At 61.3% G+C, this 15,851-nt stretch carries 19 protein-coding genes; 5 read left to right on the forward strand and 14 right to left on the reverse strand.

Annotation, left to right across the window (positions count from 1 at the left end):
- Positions 1 to 126: 126 nt before the first annotated feature.
- The 12 genes from SCA01S_RS11395 to SCA01S_RS11445 form a co-directional block, all read right to left on the reverse strand.
- Entirely contained in the window at positions 127 to 894 is a 768-nt protein-coding gene (locus SCA01S_RS11395) for a lytic transglycosylase domain-containing protein (protein ID WP_327195987.1), read from the reverse strand.
- A 166-nt stretch (positions 895 to 1,060) separates the two neighbouring features.
- Entirely contained in the window at positions 1,061 to 1,396 is a 336-nt protein-coding gene (locus SCA01S_RS11400; RefSeq protein WP_062785594.1) for a DUF736 domain-containing protein, read from the reverse strand.
- 45 nt (positions 1,397 to 1,441) lie between these two features.
- Positions 1,442 to 1,987: a S26 family signal peptidase gene (locus SCA01S_RS11405; protein WP_062785596.1), complete on the reverse strand. Its 546-nt coding sequence runs from the start codon at positions 1,985 to 1,987 to the stop codon at positions 1,442 to 1,444.
- Positions 1,984 to 2,505, reverse strand: a complete 522-nt coding sequence (locus tag SCA01S_RS11410) for a DUF2840 domain-containing protein (RefSeq protein ID WP_062785598.1) — start codon at positions 2,503 to 2,505, stop codon at positions 1,984 to 1,986. Before SCA01S_RS11410 ends, SCA01S_RS11405 begins: the two co-directional genes overlap by 4 nt.
- Positions 2,502 to 2,756 (reverse strand): hypothetical protein, encoded by a 255-nt coding sequence (locus SCA01S_RS11415; RefSeq protein ID WP_062785600.1) that lies wholly within the window; start codon positions 2,754 to 2,756, stop codon positions 2,502 to 2,504. The genes SCA01S_RS11410 and SCA01S_RS11415 overlap by 4 nt, the downstream gene beginning before the upstream one ends.
- Positions 2,753 to 3,406 (reverse strand): ParA family partition ATPase, encoded by a 654-nt coding sequence (parA, locus tag SCA01S_RS11420; RefSeq protein ID WP_062785602.1) that lies wholly within the window; start codon positions 3,404 to 3,406, stop codon positions 2,753 to 2,755. The genes SCA01S_RS11415 and parA overlap by 4 nt, the downstream gene beginning before the upstream one ends.
- On the reverse strand, positions 3,403 to 4,482 hold the full coding sequence (locus SCA01S_RS11425) for a replication initiator protein A (protein ID WP_062785604.1): 1,080 nt from the start codon (positions 4,480 to 4,482) through the stop codon (positions 3,403 to 3,405). Before SCA01S_RS11425 ends, parA begins: the two co-directional genes overlap by 4 nt.
- Positions 4,483 to 4,752, reverse strand: a complete 270-nt coding sequence (locus SCA01S_RS11430) for a helix-turn-helix transcriptional regulator (protein ID WP_048646203.1) — start codon at positions 4,750 to 4,752, stop codon at positions 4,483 to 4,485.
- A 144-nt stretch (positions 4,753 to 4,896) separates the two neighbouring features.
- A complete protein-coding gene (locus tag SCA01S_RS11435) occupies positions 4,897 to 5,391 on the reverse strand; it encodes a DUF2285 domain-containing protein (RefSeq protein WP_062785677.1) in 495 nt (164 codons plus the stop codon).
- 49 nt (positions 5,392 to 5,440) lie between these two features.
- Entirely contained in the window at positions 5,441 to 5,695 is a 255-nt protein-coding gene (locus tag SCA01S_RS23035) for a transcriptional regulator domain-containing protein (RefSeq protein WP_084390944.1), read from the reverse strand.
- 302 nt (positions 5,696 to 5,997) lie between these two features.
- Positions 5,998 to 6,840, reverse strand: coding sequence for a DUF932 domain-containing protein (locus SCA01S_RS11440; protein WP_062785606.1), 843 nt, complete (start codon positions 6,838 to 6,840; stop codon positions 5,998 to 6,000).
- A 491-nt stretch (positions 6,841 to 7,331) separates the two neighbouring features.
- On the reverse strand, positions 7,332 to 7,730 hold the full coding sequence (locus tag SCA01S_RS11445; RefSeq protein ID WP_062785608.1) for a RidA family protein: 399 nt from the start codon (positions 7,728 to 7,730) through the stop codon (positions 7,332 to 7,334).
- A gap of 168 nt (positions 7,731 to 7,898) precedes the next feature.
- Here SCA01S_RS11445 and SCA01S_RS11450 point away from each other — a divergent pair, with 168 nt between their 5' ends.
- On the forward strand, positions 7,899 to 8,501 hold the full coding sequence (locus SCA01S_RS11450) for a TetR/AcrR family transcriptional regulator (protein WP_245652525.1): 603 nt from the start codon (positions 7,899 to 7,901) through the stop codon (positions 8,499 to 8,501).
- A gap of 84 nt (positions 8,502 to 8,585) precedes the next feature.
- On the opposite strand, the gene SCA01S_RS11455 is transcribed toward SCA01S_RS11450, so the two are convergent.
- Complete coding sequence (locus SCA01S_RS11455; RefSeq protein WP_062785612.1) at positions 8,586 to 9,017, reverse strand: RrF2 family transcriptional regulator; 432 nt, start codon at positions 9,015 to 9,017, stop codon at positions 8,586 to 8,588.
- 66 nt (positions 9,018 to 9,083) lie between these two features.
- Here SCA01S_RS11455 and SCA01S_RS11460 point away from each other — a divergent pair, with 66 nt between their 5' ends.
- The gene (locus SCA01S_RS11460; RefSeq protein ID WP_245652526.1) at positions 9,084 to 9,884 is read left to right on the forward strand and encodes a class I SAM-dependent methyltransferase; all 801 of its coding nucleotides are present in this window, start codon (positions 9,084 to 9,086) and stop codon (positions 9,882 to 9,884) included.
- A 189-nt stretch (positions 9,885 to 10,073) separates the two neighbouring features.
- Here the strand turns inward: SCA01S_RS11460 and SCA01S_RS11465 are convergent, their stop codons facing one another.
- Positions 10,074 to 10,700 carry a hypothetical protein gene (locus SCA01S_RS11465; protein ID WP_062785616.1) on the reverse strand — a complete coding sequence of 209 codons (627 nt, stop codon included), beginning with the start codon at positions 10,698 to 10,700 and terminating at the stop codon, positions 10,074 to 10,076.
- A 99-nt stretch (positions 10,701 to 10,799) separates the two neighbouring features.
- Here SCA01S_RS11465 and SCA01S_RS11470 point away from each other — a divergent pair, with 99 nt between their 5' ends.
- From SCA01S_RS11470 to SCA01S_RS11480, 3 genes are all read left to right on the forward strand, one after another.
- Positions 10,800 to 11,981: a Fic family protein gene (locus SCA01S_RS11470; protein WP_062785618.1), complete on the forward strand. Its 1,182-nt coding sequence runs from the start codon at positions 10,800 to 10,802 to the stop codon at positions 11,979 to 11,981.
- Between the two features lie 75 nt (positions 11,982 to 12,056).
- Positions 12,057 to 13,877 carry an SIR2 family protein gene (locus tag SCA01S_RS11475; protein WP_167542889.1) on the forward strand — a complete coding sequence of 607 codons (1,821 nt, stop codon included), beginning with the start codon at positions 12,057 to 12,059 and terminating at the stop codon, positions 13,875 to 13,877.
- Positions 13,877 to 15,325 carry an argonaute/piwi family protein gene (locus SCA01S_RS11480; RefSeq protein ID WP_062785620.1) on the forward strand — a complete coding sequence of 483 codons (1,449 nt, stop codon included), beginning with the start codon at positions 13,877 to 13,879 and terminating at the stop codon, positions 15,323 to 15,325. The genes SCA01S_RS11475 and SCA01S_RS11480 overlap by 1 nt, the downstream gene beginning before the upstream one ends.
- The last annotated feature ends 526 nt before the right edge of the window (positions 15,326 to 15,851 follow it).

Genomic DNA, 15,851 nt, shown 5'->3' on the forward strand with positions numbered 1-15,851 from the left:
CGTCCGCTTTAATCTTGCCCTCCCGCCTGCCTTTCTGATTTGCCCCTCCTGCCCAGGGATGAGACTGTTTCCAGCCCCATCTCCTGCACACTGAAACTTGCCGCGCGATGCCCCTGACTCCGATGCTCATGGCTGCGGTCCGGTGCTGGCCCGCGCGACGAAGAGGCCACCGGACTGCGGCTCGATGGCGGAAACATCGCGCACGGTGACGGTCGCAGGCATGTCGTTGGAGGTGCGCTCGACCTGCACGAGATTGGCTGCGGAATGGCGATCCGGCTGCGCGATGAACAAGGGCGCGCGCGTCCATGCCAGCGGATCGGCCACCGCGACTGCGACAGGCGTAACGATCACACCGCCGTCGATAATCGGCGCAATGGCGGAGACATAGGCGCGGGTTTCAGCGGGCAATGGCCGACCGGAAAGCGACGCCTCATAGCGACCGGGACCGGCATTGTAGGCGGCGAGCATGGCGGTGACATTGCCGTAGCGATCATGCAGCTCGCGCAGATAGGCCGTGCCAGCAAGAATGTTGTCGCGCGGATCGTAAACGTCGCCGCCGAGCCGATGCCGGACGCGCAGTTCCGCCCATGTGGCGGGCATGATCTGCATCAGCCCCATCGCGCCGGCCGAAGAGATGGCGCGTGGATCGCCCGCGCTTTCGGCGTGCAGCACCGCCCTGATCCATGCCACCGGGACGCCGAAGCGCTGCGAAGCTTCCGCGATATGCGCGGCATAGGGATCGGAGGTTGCGGCACGCTCCGCCGATTGAGGCTGCGCCACGGCGGCAACGGGTATGGCGGAAGCGAGCAATCCCGCGATCAGCAGGACCGTGTATCGGACGGGCGCACCTTCTCCGCTACGACGCCAGCCTGCCAGCGTGCTCGCTGCGGTCAAGGGTACACGCAAAGCGCCGGCCAATGGCCGCCCTTGATCTGCGCTGCGCGCGCCGGCCGACCTGTGTTCGAGCGGGACGAAGGGATGAGACGTCTTTCCCGCGAACAAAGGGATGACCGATCTGAAGAGAATTGCGCAGGGGCGCGGGCTGACGGTTCGCATGGCGTCAGTCTTTCCCATCGCGCTTTTGCGGGCGGCTCCAGTGCAGCGACCACGCGTTGCCGGCGTCGTCGTCGCGGAAGAGGTTGGCGCGGATCGGCTGCGGCAAGCCGGGATCGTCGATCAGCAACGCGATATATTCGCCCGCCCGCTCGCCGGTACGTTTCCAGCCCGCGCCGATCTCCGGGCCTTCGTCATTGCCGTGGTGGATGCGGTAGTCGGGCGCATTCTCGGCGTCGGCCGGCTCGGTCGGAACGACGGTGACTTCGCGGTATATGGTGAAGGTGTGGATGCGGCCAGTGAAGCCGGATTGCTCGCGCGTGAATGTGCCGATCTGCGGCATGGAAACCTCCTTACGATTGCGTCGATGAGGGAAAGGGAGCGGCGGTCAGCGCGTCGCCGAACGCCAGACGAAGCGGCCGTCGCCGTCTTCGTCGGTGTAGAGCGGCATCGCCTTGCCGATGACGGTGCGCGCCGGGATCGGGCCGAAATAGCGACCGTCCAGGCTGTCGCGCACGTCGGGATTCATCAGAAAGATGTCGCCGTCCCCGATGCGTCGGCAGCCCTGCCAGACGGGCAGTTCGCGGCCATACCGGTCGCGGTCGAGCGCATCGCCGAGCGGGATGGCATCGACGGTCACGGCGGTGCCGGTGCGGCAGACCCGTTGACCGGGAAGCCCCATGACGCGCTTCATCAGTGGCACGCCGCGACCGATATAGCCGCGCTCCACCATGAAATCGGCGAGCGGCTTGTCCGGCATGACGGCGACCAGATCGCCGACAGCTAGGTCGCGTGGCGGATCGAGGTCGTAAAGACCGATCGGCACGCTGGCCGAGGCGTTCCAGACGAGGCGCAGCGGCGTCGGAATGAATGCGGCGATGGCGACGCCCATCGTCGCGAAATACGTCACCATGACATAGCCGAAGCGGGTCATTGCTCGATCTCCCGCCGCTTGAGCCACGCCTGATGGCGATCCGCCGTGTAGGGGCGCGGCGCATGGCCGGCGCCAATCCGGTTGCCGACATGCCGCCAGTGGTCGGGCGCGACCTCGCAGGCATCGATGCCGGCAGCCTCCACCGCGTCGATATGGCGGATCACCTGTTCGACCTTGGGCCAGCCTTCGATCTTCAGGAGGATGTCGCCGCCAGGGCGCACGAAAGGCAGCGTCTGGTATGCTTCTCCCGGCTCAACGGCGCGCACGATGTCGATGCGCGAGATGATCGTGCCGAAGTCGTTGGCCGCCCACCGGACGAAGGCGAAGATGCTGCCAGCGCGATAGGAGAAGACACGGCGGCGGCGGTCCAGCACCTGTTCGTGAACCTCTCGGCCGAACCTGATCCAGTTCTCGATCCGCTTCTCGATATGCGTCAGTTCGACATGGGTAAGGCTGTCGGATGGCAACGCGGACGGCATGGAGCCGCCGCGCGCGCGGGGAACCGCGGCGCTGGTCATGATGGGTCTCCTTCGGTGGTGGGTGGAAATTCGCGCGCGAGCAGATCGCGCAGCATGTCGGCGACGGTGACGCCGCGCCCGAACGCGGCGATCTTGATCCGGCCGCGTAGCGCAGGCGTCACGTCGATGGTCAGCCGGGCCGTGAAGCCGCCGGCGTCGCCATCGCGCGATGGTGGATCGGCCGCCTTGATCCAGTGGTCGAGATCGGTAGGCCGGGACGCGAAGCCTTGACGGGGCGGACGCTCGCTCATGGCGTCGCCCTCCTGATGCCGAGTGCGTCGATCGCCGCCGTCAGCGCCGCGATCTCGCGCGCGGCGGGCGTGTCGTCGTCCAGTTCGGACACCATCCGTCCCGACTGCGCGGCGACCGCGAAGGCGACGCGCTGGCCGATGGTGGGGCCGAGAACAGGCGGATCGTGATCGGCCAGCGTCTCGGCCGTCTCGCGGGCGAGCACGGTGCGCGCGCCGCAACGGTTGAGCACAAAGCGGGCGGCAAGGTCCGGCCTGTAGATGCGCGCCTCGCTGACGAGCGCCAGCATTTCCGCCGATGCCCAGCCATCGAGCGGCGACGGCTGCACCGGGATCAGCACCAGATCGGCGGCGAGCAATGCCGAGCGCATCAGGGCCGCGACACGCGGCGGGCCGTCAATGACGATATGGTCGGCGTTGCGCGCCAGCTCCGGCGCTTCGCGGTGCAGGGTGTCTCGGGCCAGGCCGACGACGCCGAACGTGCGGGCCAGACCTTCGCGGGCGCGCTGCTGCGACCAGTCAAGCGCCGATCCTTGCGGGTCCGCGTCGATCAGCGTGACGCGCTTTCCCTGCCGCGCCCACTCGCCGGCCAGGTTTAGCGCCAGCGTCGTCTTGCCGACGCCGCCCTTCTGATTGAGGAGCGCGACGATCATGGCGCACCCCTCCGGGTGGCAGCGGCACCGTGCCTCGCGTGTGCGCGCGTCAAAGAAGAAAAGTTAGATTCTTTATTAGACTCTAAGTTAGCAGTCGGATTCTGCTTTTCAGGCCAGAGACTTAACTGTGGTTCGTGCGCCCGAAATCCCGATTGTGCTGCGCCTGAAGTCCCGATACCGTTTGCGCCCGAAGTCACGAGCGTATCCACAGGGTTATTCACAGGCACTGTGGACAGACCGGAGGGGCGGATTTGCATCATTTCCCGCCGCCCTTCGCGCCAGATGTCGAGGCGATAGCCGGGCAATGGCTGGCGGGCGGCGATGCGGCGCAGGTCGAGCGCGAAATCGGAGATGCGGGCGAGACTGCCCGATTTCTCGTGAAGGTGGGCGATCTCGAACAGCCACCCGTGCGGCTGATGGCCGGCGTGCTTGCGGGCGACGCGGTAGAGCCAGCGTTCGATGCCGCCGGTCAGCCGGAAATATTGCGGGTCGATGGTCAGGACGAGCGAACGGTCGATGACGCCGCGATAGAACCAGTCGGGCAGGACGAACTCCATGCCCTCGACGCGGCCGTCGCGGGTCGTCAGTTCCTCCCATTCGTTGATCCAGGAGAATTGGTGCCGCCGCCAATGCTCGCCGTGGCGGATGGTGGTGCGGATCACGGTCGATTGCAGGCGGGCGAGCGCGCCTTTCAGCAGGCGATATTCGCGCGCGCCGGTGGCGCGACCGATCGCTTGCAAGAGCTGATAGGGCGTGAAGCGCAGGAAGCGCGACGTGCGCAGGCCGTGATTTTCCGCCTCGACGATCTGCGAGGCCGCCCAGATGAGCACGTCGGCGTCCCAGATGGTCGCCATGCCGTGTTCGGGCATCCCGTGAACTTCGACGCGCTGACCGCCGGAGTCGTAGAGGATCGGCGCGACACGCTTGACCTTGGCGAGCGAGAAGAATGGCCGCTCCATGAGGTCGCGCTGATCGCGCGGGCTGGCATCGCCGGTGGCGACCACGAAGGGATCGAGGCGTTCGCGCTCGCTGCCCTGTGCGAAGCGTCCTCTGCCGGGTGAGACATCGCCCGGCATTCAGCGTGACGCCTTTTCGGCAGGGGTCAGCGGGCGGGCCGGGAAAACGCGCGTGGCGGTTTTCTCCGACGCGGATTTGCGGATGCCGTCCTCGGTCCACGCCTGAAGGTCATCGACGGAATAGACGATGCGCCCGCCGATCTTGCGGTAAGTCGGGCCTGTGCCGTAGGTGCGGTGTTTCTCCAGCGTGCGGATGGAAATGCCGAGAAAGCGGGCGGCGTCAGGCGCACGCAGGTATCGGGGCGGCAGCCCCGTCTTCGGGTCAATCATGATCGGATCTCCGGTCGGGTCGAGCGGGCTACCGGGGGCGGCAGCGGGCTATGGCGAACCGTGGCGGAGAAACGGCGGCTTGGAGCGTGCCGGAATCAGGGGGGTGCGATTCCGGCACCCCGACCAAAGGGCGAGATACGGATGTCAGCTATGCGGTGGGAGATGAACGGGATAGCGGAGTAAATCGCGATAGCCGCCGTGCATGTAGCGAAGCCCGTCGGTGACAAGGCGACGGGTCTGGTTCTTACGTGGATCGGCTTCCCAATCGGCCTTGCGCCCCCGGAAACCGAGCAGCGCTTCCGCGATCTGTCGATAGCTTGCGCCGTCAAGCCGTCCGTCCAGCGCCCGCAAGGTGAGGATATGGCGATCTCGGCTCTGCGGCGGAAGTTCGTGCCGCCAGTCGCCAGCCGGGCGGTGCTGGAGCGCCCGCCAGAAGCGCAATAGCGCCGCGACGCGCAATTCCAGCAGCATGTCGAAGGGAAGAATAACGCAATAAGCGTTGGGGCCGCGCGGCAATGGTTCTGAGAGCCAGAACTGATGAGCCGTTCCGGCCGAACGCCAGAGGCCGTGCCATGTCCCGTCCACGGCGGCATCGGCATCGGTATCGAGATCGGCCAAGGCCGCCATATCCACCGGCATCGTGGCCGGGTCGGTATCGTCATGCGGGGATGGGCGAAGCTCGAAAGCGTCAGGCAGCAGCGAGGGCAACCAGAAAAGCCGGGCACGGTCGGCAGGATGATCGGGGTCGGCGGCGAAATCGTAACCCCCAGCGCTCGGAGAATGCCTTCCGAGCTTTTGGGTCTCCCTGCGGGACAACCTTCATGCGAGAATAATCGCGGCGATATTCTTCGTCGCGACGAAGATATTCCCAGGCAAAACCGGCGGCGGATATATGCTCTGCATGTGCATATCTTGCCGGTACGCGCCAGTCAGAACTCGGCATGGCGTCACCTCACATCTGCACTCATCTCAAGCGCAAGAGAGGTGAAGAATGAACAACCTTGGATGGAGTTTGCAGATGCTGTTTCAAGATACCATGATCTTGAAAACCAATCGAATTTGGTAAATTTTCTACTACCATAACGGATGTAGTCTGGCGAGCCGGGCCAGCCCGGCGAGCCGCATTTTTTTGCGCAGCAAGCCCGCCGATCCGCAAAGGCGGATCGGCGCGAAATCTGAAATGCGTCCCTGCGGAAAGATGCAAAGCCGTGAAACCGGGTTTCCGGTTCCACGGCTTTACGGAAATCAGGCCGACTTGAGACGCTGCATCCCCTCGGCCAGCGTCCACAAGGCGCGGTTCAATCCGACATTCTGGTCAATGCCGTTGATGGGGCGGGTCCGGCTGCGGCGAATACGTCCGTCCGATGTCTGGCGGCGTCCGTCCAGCCCGCCGCGAATGAGATTTTCCTGAATGACGTTGAATGTCTGCCAGACGCTTTGCCCCACATCTTCGCGGCGGCGCGGGGCGATGATCTGATCCGGGCGAACCGGGCTTTCATCCTCGCCATAGCGGGCGACAAGGCTGGCTTCCGCCAAAACCTGTTGTTCGTTCTGCGAAAGCCGGGTTTCCTTCATGGTCTCGGTGGCGTCGATCAGGCGCGGAAAATCCTCCGCCACGGTATAGACGCCTTCAATGATCTGATCCTGTATCCCGCCCTTGTGGGGAACGCGGACTTCCTCGAACCGCTCGCCCGCAATCATGCTGTTGGTGCAGACGAAGCGCAGTACGCCCGCGAACATCTGATAGGCGCTGGTCCCGTCGTGCGAATTGACGATGATAACTTCTGCCGCCTCCGGCTTGCCGATCCCGTCATCTCGGCGCAACCGCAGCATGTGCTTGGCATGGCCCATGCGCTCGCCGTCACGCGGAACCGCCTGCACGGCGAAGAACGGAAACCATCCTTCCCGGCGTAGCCCCTCCACGATCTCGATGGTGGGGACGTAAACATAACGCTCCGAGCGGCTGTCATGGGCTTCGCGGGCGAAGATGGACGGGACGTGACGGTAAAGGGTTTCGTTGTCGAGCGCTTCACGCCCGCTGATCTGATGAGAGTTGCGGCCGAACCGGGTAGCGAGACGATAGGTCATTGTCTTGATCCTCATTGGCTTGGGTTGGAGCGCAGCGCTGCGCTGCAACCCTGGCCGTCGCCGAGACCGGGGGGTGCAAGGAGCAAGGGCGGACGGGACGGAGGGGGATCACCCGGCCTGCACGGAACGGAGGAACGACGTGGAGGAAGGCAGGGGATACCGTCCCGGCCGAGCGTCAGCGGTCCCTTGCGCCGCGCCAGGGGGCAGCGCCCCCAAGCAACCCGCCCGGCATGAGCGCCAGCGGGAGGCGGGTATAAAGCTGGATCAGGATATGCAAAGCCTCAGAATCTAAAATCTCAGCATTTCGCTATTGGGTTAGATCGGGGCATGAATAACCATATCGCTCGAAAGCGAAGCGCATTCGCAAGCCGTCAATCGGTAGCGAGTGCACTGCCGGATTGAACGTCCATTGAATAGGCATCACCGTCCGTGAGGACAAAGCCCCGTATGTCGGCTCGCAGGCCTCCGACGATCAGGAGACGCGGATAGCTTCAGGTTCCATCTGGGATGCGAGCGATAACCTTGATCTCGAAGTCAAAACCGGCGAGCCAGTTGACACCGATCGCAGTCCAGTTCGGATAGGGCGACTGAGAAAAGACGTCGCTCTTCACCTTCATGATCGTTTCAAACTGGTTTTCCGGATCGGTATGGAACGTCGTCACATCGACGATGTCGTCGAAGGTGCACCCGCCCGCCGCCAGCGTTGCCCCCAGATTGGAGAAGGCCAATCGAACCTGCTCGGCGAAGTCCGGTTCTGGCGAGCCATCGGTACGGCTTCCAACCTGACCGGATACGAACAGGAGATCGCCGGATGCGATCGCAGCCGAATAGCCATGGGCTTCGTAGAGGGCATGGCGGTTCGCTGGAAAAATAGCATTACGTTTGGTCATGGGATCAACCTTTCTGGAAACTGCTTGGGCCTGCAATGTCGGCGCTCATCGCGGCCGGACATGGTTCTCATTTGTGGCGTAATTTGATATACGCTACGTATATAAATATCTGACATACGGTCCGTATGTCAATTGATATGCACTGCGTATGTGAAAAGGAGGCTATTCGTGACGCCGCGTCGACGCATCGAGACCATGGAAGAAAACCGTACCAAGCTGATTTCGGCAGCGCGCCGGGCCTTTGCCGCGAAAGGGTTCGCCGCGGCCTCGATGGACGAACTCACCGCGGATGTTGGGCTGACACGCGGGGCGCTCTACCATAATTTCGGTGATAAAAAGGGACTGCTCGCCGCAGTGGTCGCTCAAGTCGATGGCGAAATGGCTGAACGGGCACAAGAACTGGGGGCAGTCGCGCCGAACGACTGGGAAGGCCTGCTTGCAGAGGGATCGGCCTATATCGAAATGGCCCTCGACCCCGAGGTTCGCCGGATCGTGCTGCTGGACGGGCCTGCCTTTCTGGGCGACCCCACACAATGGCCCAGTCAGAACGCCTGTCTGGAAGTGACGAAGCAGATAGTTAGCAGGCTGATCGCGAACGGGATCATGAAGCCTGTCGATGACGAGGCGGCGGCACGTCTTCTCAACGGCGCGGCGTTGAATGCTGCTTTATGGGTAGCGGCAAGTGATGAGCCAAGCGCTGTCCTTCCCAAGGCCATTGAGGCTTTCTGCGCTTTGGCGACGGGGTTGCTGGCAGAGGGAAAACCAATATGAATCTTGGCATTGTTGAGCCTGCTCCAAAAAAGACCAGAAATTGTTGCCTATCATCTCGCGATATACTGCTTCATAGCCATGTCACTAGATATTTTTATTGCACTGTTCGTCGAAGCGTTGAGCCAGTTCTTCCAGGCTAATAGCGCCCAACTTTGCAATCAACATCGCTTCAGCCTCGCTCAATACGTTATCAAGGGCTTCGTTGACAATTTTTTCAACCGCGCAGTCGGTATCCCTGTGCCCGTTACTGATTGTGAAGAGGTATGGCCCACCTACGGCACGGTGGACGTCGAGAAGCGTCACAGCCTTGAGGTCTGCCGCGATGACCCATCCACCACCGTGGCCCTTTTCTGATCGCACATAGCCAGAATCCCGCAAGCCGGCCATCGTCCGACGCACGACCACGGGATTGGTGCCCAGCATGCGCGCGATCTCGTCAGACGTCATTGGACCGTCGTGGCGGGTCATGTGGAGCAATACATGGAGCATTCGCGACAAGCGGCTGTCATTACGCATGGTTGAAGCTTTCGCATGTCAGCGGGGATTGGCAAGAGTTCAGTTTCACGATACTTTTAATGTTACATGATTCGTGGAGCGCTGAAAATGGTTGGATTCGAGAGCCCTGACCACTGGGACATCGCCGCCCGGCACTATGAGGAGACGGCGCATCCCTTTACAGCTCGCTATGCCGAGGCAGCGCTCACCCGCGTGCATCTGGGTCCCAATAGCCGTGTTCTCGATGTTGGGGCCGGTACCGGTGCACTGGCTCTGCTCGCAGCTCAAGCCGGTGCGCAGGTTCTTGCCACAGATTTCTCGCCTGGCATGATCGCGCGCATCGCAGCGGCGGGTGTGCCCAATGTCGAGGCGCAGGTCATGGATGGCCAGGCGCTTTCTTTGGAGGATGCCAGCTTCGATGCAGTATTTTCCATATTTGGCGTCATCATGTTCCCAGACTGGCGCAAGGGCCTCGCCGAGATGGCGCGGGTGACGCGCCCTGGCGGTTACGGCGTGATAGCGACTTGGCGTGAGCAGGGCGCCGCGACCTTCTTGTTACTCGGCCAAATTCGTCGCAAGCTGTTCCCCGGACGGGAAGGCATGACAATGCCGGAAGCCGTGAACGCGCTGAACGATCCGGCGGATCTCGCCTGCGAACTGATAGCAGCGGGGTATCGCGACCCTAAGATTGAGCCGATTACCTTCGACTATGAGTTGGATATAGGGGCATTGGCCGAACCAGATTCGCTGTTTGGCATGTCTCCAGACTGGACGAGTCTCGATCTAGTCGAAAAGGACGCCGTGATCGCCGAGGTCCGGAAGATGGCAGGCGAAAGAGCCACCCTGCCCATACCCTCCACGGCGCTGATTGCAGTCGCTCGACGTTAGTGCTGAAAAGAGGGCTGGTTCACTCGTGTCTATTGACGTCACGAGTGGCAGCGATCCCTTGCGCCGCGCCAGGGGGCAGCGCCCCCAAGCAACCCGCCCGGCATGAGCGCCAGCGGGAGACGGGCATAAAGCTGGATCAGGATGTGCAAAACCTCAGAACCTGGAGGCCGTGCAAGCTGATCGCCGCAGCTACCCTTGTGGTGAGGTATGACCCAGTTCAACAGCCTTGCGACGCTGGGCAGTCGTCAACGCGGTCCAGAACCGATGGACGCGCGCGGTCGGCATTTGTTTCAGATCGTTGATATGTTGGGCGCGGCGAAGCTCGATCTGAAAGAACGACGGGTGATGATCGATGTTGAAAGTCTGAAGCTTCCAGAAGACGACAGCAGCGTATTTAGGGGTGAGCTTCTTGTTCTTGCGATAGTAATCCAGAGCGCCCGACAGGATGGGATTGTTTTCTTTTGTAGCAAGCTGTTCAAGTGTGCGGATGCAGGATTCCAACTGCATCTGCTGGGTCAGCTTGGTGAGGTGACGCTTTGCCTCGGCCGGCGAGAGGCGTCTGCCTTTCTCGATGACCGCCACATCGAATTGAAGTATGCAGTGGGAGCCGACCCAAAGCGTCGCATCTGTACAGTGATTGGCGATCTCGAAGTGGTAGCGAAGGTCTTGCTGGCCGCAGAGTTCACAGGTTTCGATGGGTTGTTCGTGGTCGACCGTGTTGTCGGTGAAGGACCACTCGTGGAACGCAGCCGGCAGGGTTCCCGCCACTGAAAGCGGAAGAATACTGTCACGAACCCGTTGCGTGTACCCGCCCATGATGGTGCCGCCCGTTATTTAAGAGTGCTTACCTTAGCTCAACTCCTATTTAAGCCAAGTACCAATTGCTTAAATAACGCTGCGCCCACATAATGGGGCATGTCCGAATCAGCTTCCAACCTCCGGCTAGGCCGCTTTGTCGAGACCCCTGTTGCGGGCGAAATCGTGCGCGCCTTTGTACCGCCCCCACTACCGCCAGAACCGCCGATCGACGTGCTGACCCTTCTGGAGCGGCTAAGTTTGGCGGAACGTGCCTTGGGGCGCCTCGACGGCATCACTATGCTGCTGCCGCGCCAAGAACTCTTCCTCTACATGTACGTGCGGAAGGAAGCCGTCCTTTCGTCCCAGATAGAAGGAACGCAATCGACCCTTTCGGACCTGCTCCGCTTCGAGACCGAAGCGCAGGCCGGCCAGCCGATCGACGACATCCGCGAAGTCTCGAACTACGTCGATGCGATGATGTATGGGCTGGAACGGCTGGAAGAGCTACCGCTGTCACTGCGTCTGATCCGCGAGATGCACGAACGCTTACTGCAAAGCGGACGCGGCGGGACGAAAAATCCCGGCGAGTTTCGGCGGTCTCAGAACTGGATCGGTGGCTCACGTCCAGGCAACGCGCTTTTCGTGCCGCCGCCGCCGCCCGAGATGGATGGTTGTCTCGATGCGCTTGAGCGATTCATGCACGAGGACGGTTCGCGTTTGCCCGCCCTTATCAAGGCCGGGCTGCTGCATGTCCAGTTCGAGACCATCCACCCTTTTCTGGACGGCAACGGCAGGATCGGCCGCTTGCTGGTGACGTTGTATCTCTGCGTCAACGGTGTGCTGCGCAAGCCGCTCCTCTATTTGAGCCTGTACCTGAAAACTCATCGCGCCGATTATTACCGACTGCTTCAGGAGGTGCGCGAGCACGGGGCATGGGAAGCCTGGCTCGATTTCTTCCTCACCGGCGTTGCGGATACGGCCAATCAGGCGTTCGAGGCCGCTACCCGTATTGTTGATCTGTTCAAGGAAGACCGCGAGTGGATTACGACAGAGAGCGACCGGGCAGGCTCCGCGCTGCGTATCCATGATCTGTTTCAGCAGAACCCGTTCCTGACGGCCAACCAGCTCGTCCAACAAACAGGGCTTTCCGCTCCGACCGTGAATGCGGCACTCGCCGATCTGGAACGGTTCGGCATCGTTGAGGAAATCACCGGGCGCAAACGGGGGCGCGTGTTCAGTTACCGGCGATATCTCGCCATCTTGAGCGAGGGAACCGACCCGCTCCCCACAACGGCCTAAAAGGGGGAGCCTGTGCCGATAAAAACTATATCTGCCGCACAATTCGCGACCGCCTTCGATCTTAGGCCCCATCTCGTGGCGTGGTTCCTTGGCGCTGGCGCATCGGCCGCCTCCGGCATCCCGACCGGCTATGCCATGATCCGCGACTTCAAGGCGCAAATCTTTTGCCGTGAGACAAACCTGTCAAAGCGAGAGATCGATACGGCTGATCCAGTGTGGATCGACAGGATCGATGCCTTTTTTCGGCAAACGTCACTGTTGCCGCCTGACGGCGATCCTACGGAATATGCCAAGGCCTTCGAAGCGGTATATCCAGAGGCTCGGCATCGTCGACAATATATCGACGATGCGATCTCCAAAGGTACTCCCTGTTTTGGGCACAAGGTACTTGGCAGCCTTATGGCAGCCGGTAAGGTCGATAGCGTTTTCACCACTAACTTCGATCCGCTTATCGAGGAGTCGGCGCATTCGGCAAATGCGATCCTCCCGATAGACGACCAGAACCGCCCGACTGTGGCGGCGATCGATTCCGCTGACCGTGCAATGCGTTGCCTCAATGAGTCGGACTGGCCGCTGGTCGCTAAGCTTCATGGCGATTATCAGTCGATCGCGATTAAGAATACGGGATCGGAACTTGAGAAGCAGGATGCTCGGATGCGGCATGTGCTGGTGGAATCCGGCAAGCGCTTCGGAATGATATTCGTCGGCTATAGCGGACGCGACGCTTCGATCATGGAGGCGCTGAACACGGTTCTGGATGGGTCGTCGCCATTTCCCAACGGGCTTTACTGGCTCACCTCGTCAGTTTCGCGCTTGCTGCCAGCAGTGATCGAATTCCTAGATCGCGCTCAAGCAGCCGGCGTGGACGTGGCCGTCGTCGAGTGCGCGACCTTCGACGAACTGGCTGCCGATATCATCAAGATAACTGACCTACCCCAACCGCTTCTTGATCGCGTGATGGAAGGGCGACCTACGCCGCGCCTCGTGCCCGTTCAGATTCCACATACCAAAGCCCGCGCCTTCCCGGTGCTGCGCTATTCGGCAATTCTGCTCCAATCGATGCCGACCGTAGCCAGACGCATCAGGCTGAGCCAATCGACGACGTCGGCAGAGGTGCGCGAGATATTCAAAGCGAAAGGATATCGAGCGACGGCAGCCGCGTTGGGGCGTGAGCTAGCGGCGTTCGGGCGGGACCAAGAAATCCTGGATGCCTTGGCTCCGCTCGGTCCATCGCTCGCTGGAACGATCGACCTAGATCCGGTCGCCGATAGCTGGGCGATGGGATTGCTCTACGACACGCTCGTGCGATCTCTCGCCCGACAGCGCCCGCTCATCCCACGCTACAGGCGTTCGGGCCATTCGCTCGTCGTTGCAACACCGCGCGACGGCGACGATCCTGATCGAGCGCGGCGTCAGCAGCAAACCCTATCTCGGCTGCGCGATGCCTACGGCACCAGTCTGTTTGGCACTGTGCCCAAGCTTGGCTTCCCGTTTCAGGAGGGTGTCCACCTCAAGCTGGAACAAGTCGATGGAAAGTGGTGGTGCGGCTTCGAGCCTTACACGTTCGTCCAGTTGCCCCGGCAAGATAGTTCCCAAACGGACAGTGCGGAGGGTTTGGTCGCCGAAGAAGCTCCGGCTGAAATGGGTATGCGAGCCGAGCGCCGAGGTGATCCTGCCGGTGACTGGCGCCGCGAGCGATGGGCTCCGCGCTATAATAGGAATTGGTCCAGCATTATTGGGGCTTGGGCACAGCTTCTAACCGAAACGGGAGGCACGACCCGAAGTGCCTTCGGGCTCGAAGAGGGCACTGGCATTGATGCCGTGTTCAAGGTGTCACCCGTCACCGGGTTTAGCCGACCATCGCATCACCATACCTACTTCGACAGGAGCAAATGATGGCGAACTCAGCCCTCACCGAGTTGCCGCCATTCACGCTCTTGGATGAGCCGGACCTGTCGTTTTCACCATCCGACGCCACCCAGGTAGATGTCCATCCATTGCGCGGCCTGCTGAACTTCGGGCCGTATTCGAAAGGATCGTTTAGCGGATACACTCCCCGCATTCGAATCGCGACGGTTGGCCCGGAGAGCGCTTTCCATCGTCGCGGCGACCTGATGAAGCTGTTGCGCGGCGTGCATCGGCCTTCCGACCGATCAGAATATGTGCCGGAATATCCCGGTTTTGAGCGCCTATTCCGCGTGTCGCTCGATGCCGCGCCAGCGAGCGCGCACATCAAGTGGCCTGAACACCTCGACCAGTTGCCGGGCGACGGCAACGCGCAGCATCGCCTATACCTTGCAATGGATGGCGCGCTTCGCCGCCTCGACGCCGTTCGCAATGAGTTCGACGTTGTGCTGGTCCACTTTCCTGACAACTGGGACATGGCGACACGCGGAAAATTCTTTGACGCCCACGACGTGCTGAAGGCTTTGGGCGCCAAGTATAATATTCCGACCCAGGTTCTGAACGATCGCGTCTTCACGTTCAGCTTTAAGGCCTCGCTCGCGTGGCGTCTTTCAACCGCACTGTATGTGAAGGCTGCGGGCACGCCATGGAAGCTCGCGCCGCTGAAGGGTGTGCCGGCGGACACTGCCTACATCGGGTTGGCTTATGCCCTGCGCGGTGACCAACAAGACGCGCATTATGTGACGTGCTGCTCGCAGGTCTTCGACATGGACGGCGGGGGCATGCAGTTCGTTGCGTTCGAGGCGCGAGACCCGGTGGCCGACGTGGCCGAAGCGCGCAGGAACCCCTTTCTCAGCCGCGACGACATGCGCGCGGTACTCGCCCGTAGCCTGGCACTCTATCAGGGGCGCAATGGCGGCAACTTACCAAAACGCATGGTCATTCATAAGACGACGGCCTTCAAGGAGGCTGAAATCGAAGGCGCGTTCGACGCGCTTGCTGGCGTAGCGGAAATAGAGTGCGTCGAGGTCAGCTCGGCATCGTGCTGGCGCGGCGTCTGGCTCATCAAGTCGGGAGTAGAGAGGCCGCCATCAAAACCGTCGGGGTTTCCCGTGCCCCGCGGCACGATGGTGGTCCGCACGGGTAATTCCGCCTTGGTGTGGGTGGCGGGCAATGCTCCAGATGTCTCAACCAAAGGCGATTACTACCAGGGCAAAAAGAGTATACCGCGACCGCTTCAATTAATTCGTCATGCCGGCAGCGGGCCCCTCGAATTGACCGCTCACGAGGCGCTGGCGTTGACAAAGATGGATTGGAACAATGACGCGCTCTACGACCCGGTGCCGGTCAGCATTCGCTACTCACAGAAACTAGCGCGCACAATTGCCAATGTTCCCGATCTGCCTCGAAACGTCTATCCTTATCGTCTGTTTATGTGAGTATTCCGCGCCCATATCTCTAGAGGATGGCGCCGATGGGGCTCCGTGTGCAGTCGTCTTATCGCTCATGAATCGTTGGCTCAACGCCAGCCAAATGCCAATCATATCCACCGCTTAAGGTGGCGGTGGATTGGCCGTATAATCATTCAGAGCCGCGACAATGCGATCAAGCAATCCCGAAAATTTTGAAAAGTCGATCGTGTCCTTCTGCGGTTGCACAACCTTTTCGGCAAATCTCTGCTTCCCATATTTTCCAGGTTCGCCATGCTTTTTGTTGGCGTCGAATTTTTTGCCGTCGATTTCTGTGTTCAGCAGCGCCGGATCGAATAGGTCTCCGTGGCGGTCGTTTCAACAATGTTGGTCATGGTCCTGATCCTTTTGGCTTAGGTTGGAGCGCAGCGCTGCGCTGCAACCTTGGCCGTCGCCGAGACCGGGGGGTGCAAGGTGCAAGGGCGGCCGGGACGGAGAGGGATCACCCGGCCTGCACGGAATGGAGGAACGACGTGGAGGAAGGCTGGGGAGACCG

Origin of the sequence: Novosphingobium capsulatum NBRC 12533, assembly GCF_001598375.1 — a bacterium.
Classification (GTDB): Bacteria; Pseudomonadota; Alphaproteobacteria; order Sphingomonadales; family Sphingomonadaceae; genus Novosphingobium; species Novosphingobium capsulatum.

Excerpts from the sequence above, each read along its gene's own strand:
- SCA01S_RS11425 (WP_062785604.1), bottom strand. The coding sequence starts at position 4,482 with ATGCCGGGCGATGTCTCACCCGGCAGAGGACGCTTCGCACAGGGCAGC.
- SCA01S_RS11430 (WP_048646203.1), bottom strand. The coding sequence starts at position 4,752 with ATGATTGACCCGAAGACGGGGCTGCCGCCCCGATACCTGCGTGCGCCT.
- SCA01S_RS11400 (WP_062785594.1), bottom strand. The coding sequence starts at position 1,396 with ATGCCGCAGATCGGCACATTCACGCGCGAGCAATCCGGCTTCACTGGC.
- SCA01S_RS11465 (WP_062785616.1), bottom strand. The coding sequence starts at position 10,700 with ATGGGCGGGTACACGCAACGGGTTCGTGACAGTATTCTTCCGCTTTCA.
- SCA01S_RS11410 (WP_062785598.1), bottom strand. The coding sequence starts at position 2,505 with ATGACCAGCGCCGCGGTTCCCCGCGCGCGCGGCGGCTCCATGCCGTCC.
- SCA01S_RS11405 (WP_062785596.1), bottom strand. The coding sequence starts at position 1,987 with ATGACCCGCTTCGGCTATGTCATGGTGACGTATTTCGCGACGATGGGC.
- SCA01S_RS23035 (WP_084390944.1), bottom strand. The coding sequence starts at position 5,695 with ATGCCGAGTTCTGACTGGCGCGTACCGGCAAGATATGCACATGCAGAG.
- SCA01S_RS11470 (WP_062785618.1), top strand. The coding sequence starts at position 10,800 with ATGTCCGAATCAGCTTCCAACCTCCGGCTAGGCCGCTTTGTCGAGACC.
- parA (WP_062785602.1), bottom strand. The coding sequence starts at position 3,406 with ATGATCGTCGCGCTCCTCAATCAGAAGGGCGGCGTCGGCAAGACGACG.
- SCA01S_RS11455 (WP_062785612.1), bottom strand. The coding sequence starts at position 9,017 with ATGCGTAATGACAGCCGCTTGTCGCGAATGCTCCATGTATTGCTCCAC.
- SCA01S_RS11435 (WP_062785677.1), bottom strand. The coding sequence starts at position 5,391 with ATGCCGGTGGATATGGCGGCCTTGGCCGATCTCGATACCGATGCCGAT.
- SCA01S_RS11460 (WP_245652526.1), top strand. The coding sequence starts at position 9,084 with ATGATTCGTGGAGCGCTGAAAATGGTTGGATTCGAGAGCCCTGACCAC.
- SCA01S_RS11445 (WP_062785608.1), bottom strand. The coding sequence starts at position 7,730 with ATGACCAAACGTAATGCTATTTTTCCAGCGAACCGCCATGCCCTCTAC.
- SCA01S_RS11440 (WP_062785606.1), bottom strand. The coding sequence starts at position 6,840 with ATGACCTATCGTCTCGCTACCCGGTTCGGCCGCAACTCTCATCAGATC.
- SCA01S_RS11415 (WP_062785600.1), bottom strand. The coding sequence starts at position 2,756 with ATGAGCGAGCGTCCGCCCCGTCAAGGCTTCGCGTCCCGGCCTACCGAT.
- SCA01S_RS11480 (WP_062785620.1), top strand. The coding sequence starts at position 13,877 with ATGGCGAACTCAGCCCTCACCGAGTTGCCGCCATTCACGCTCTTGGAT.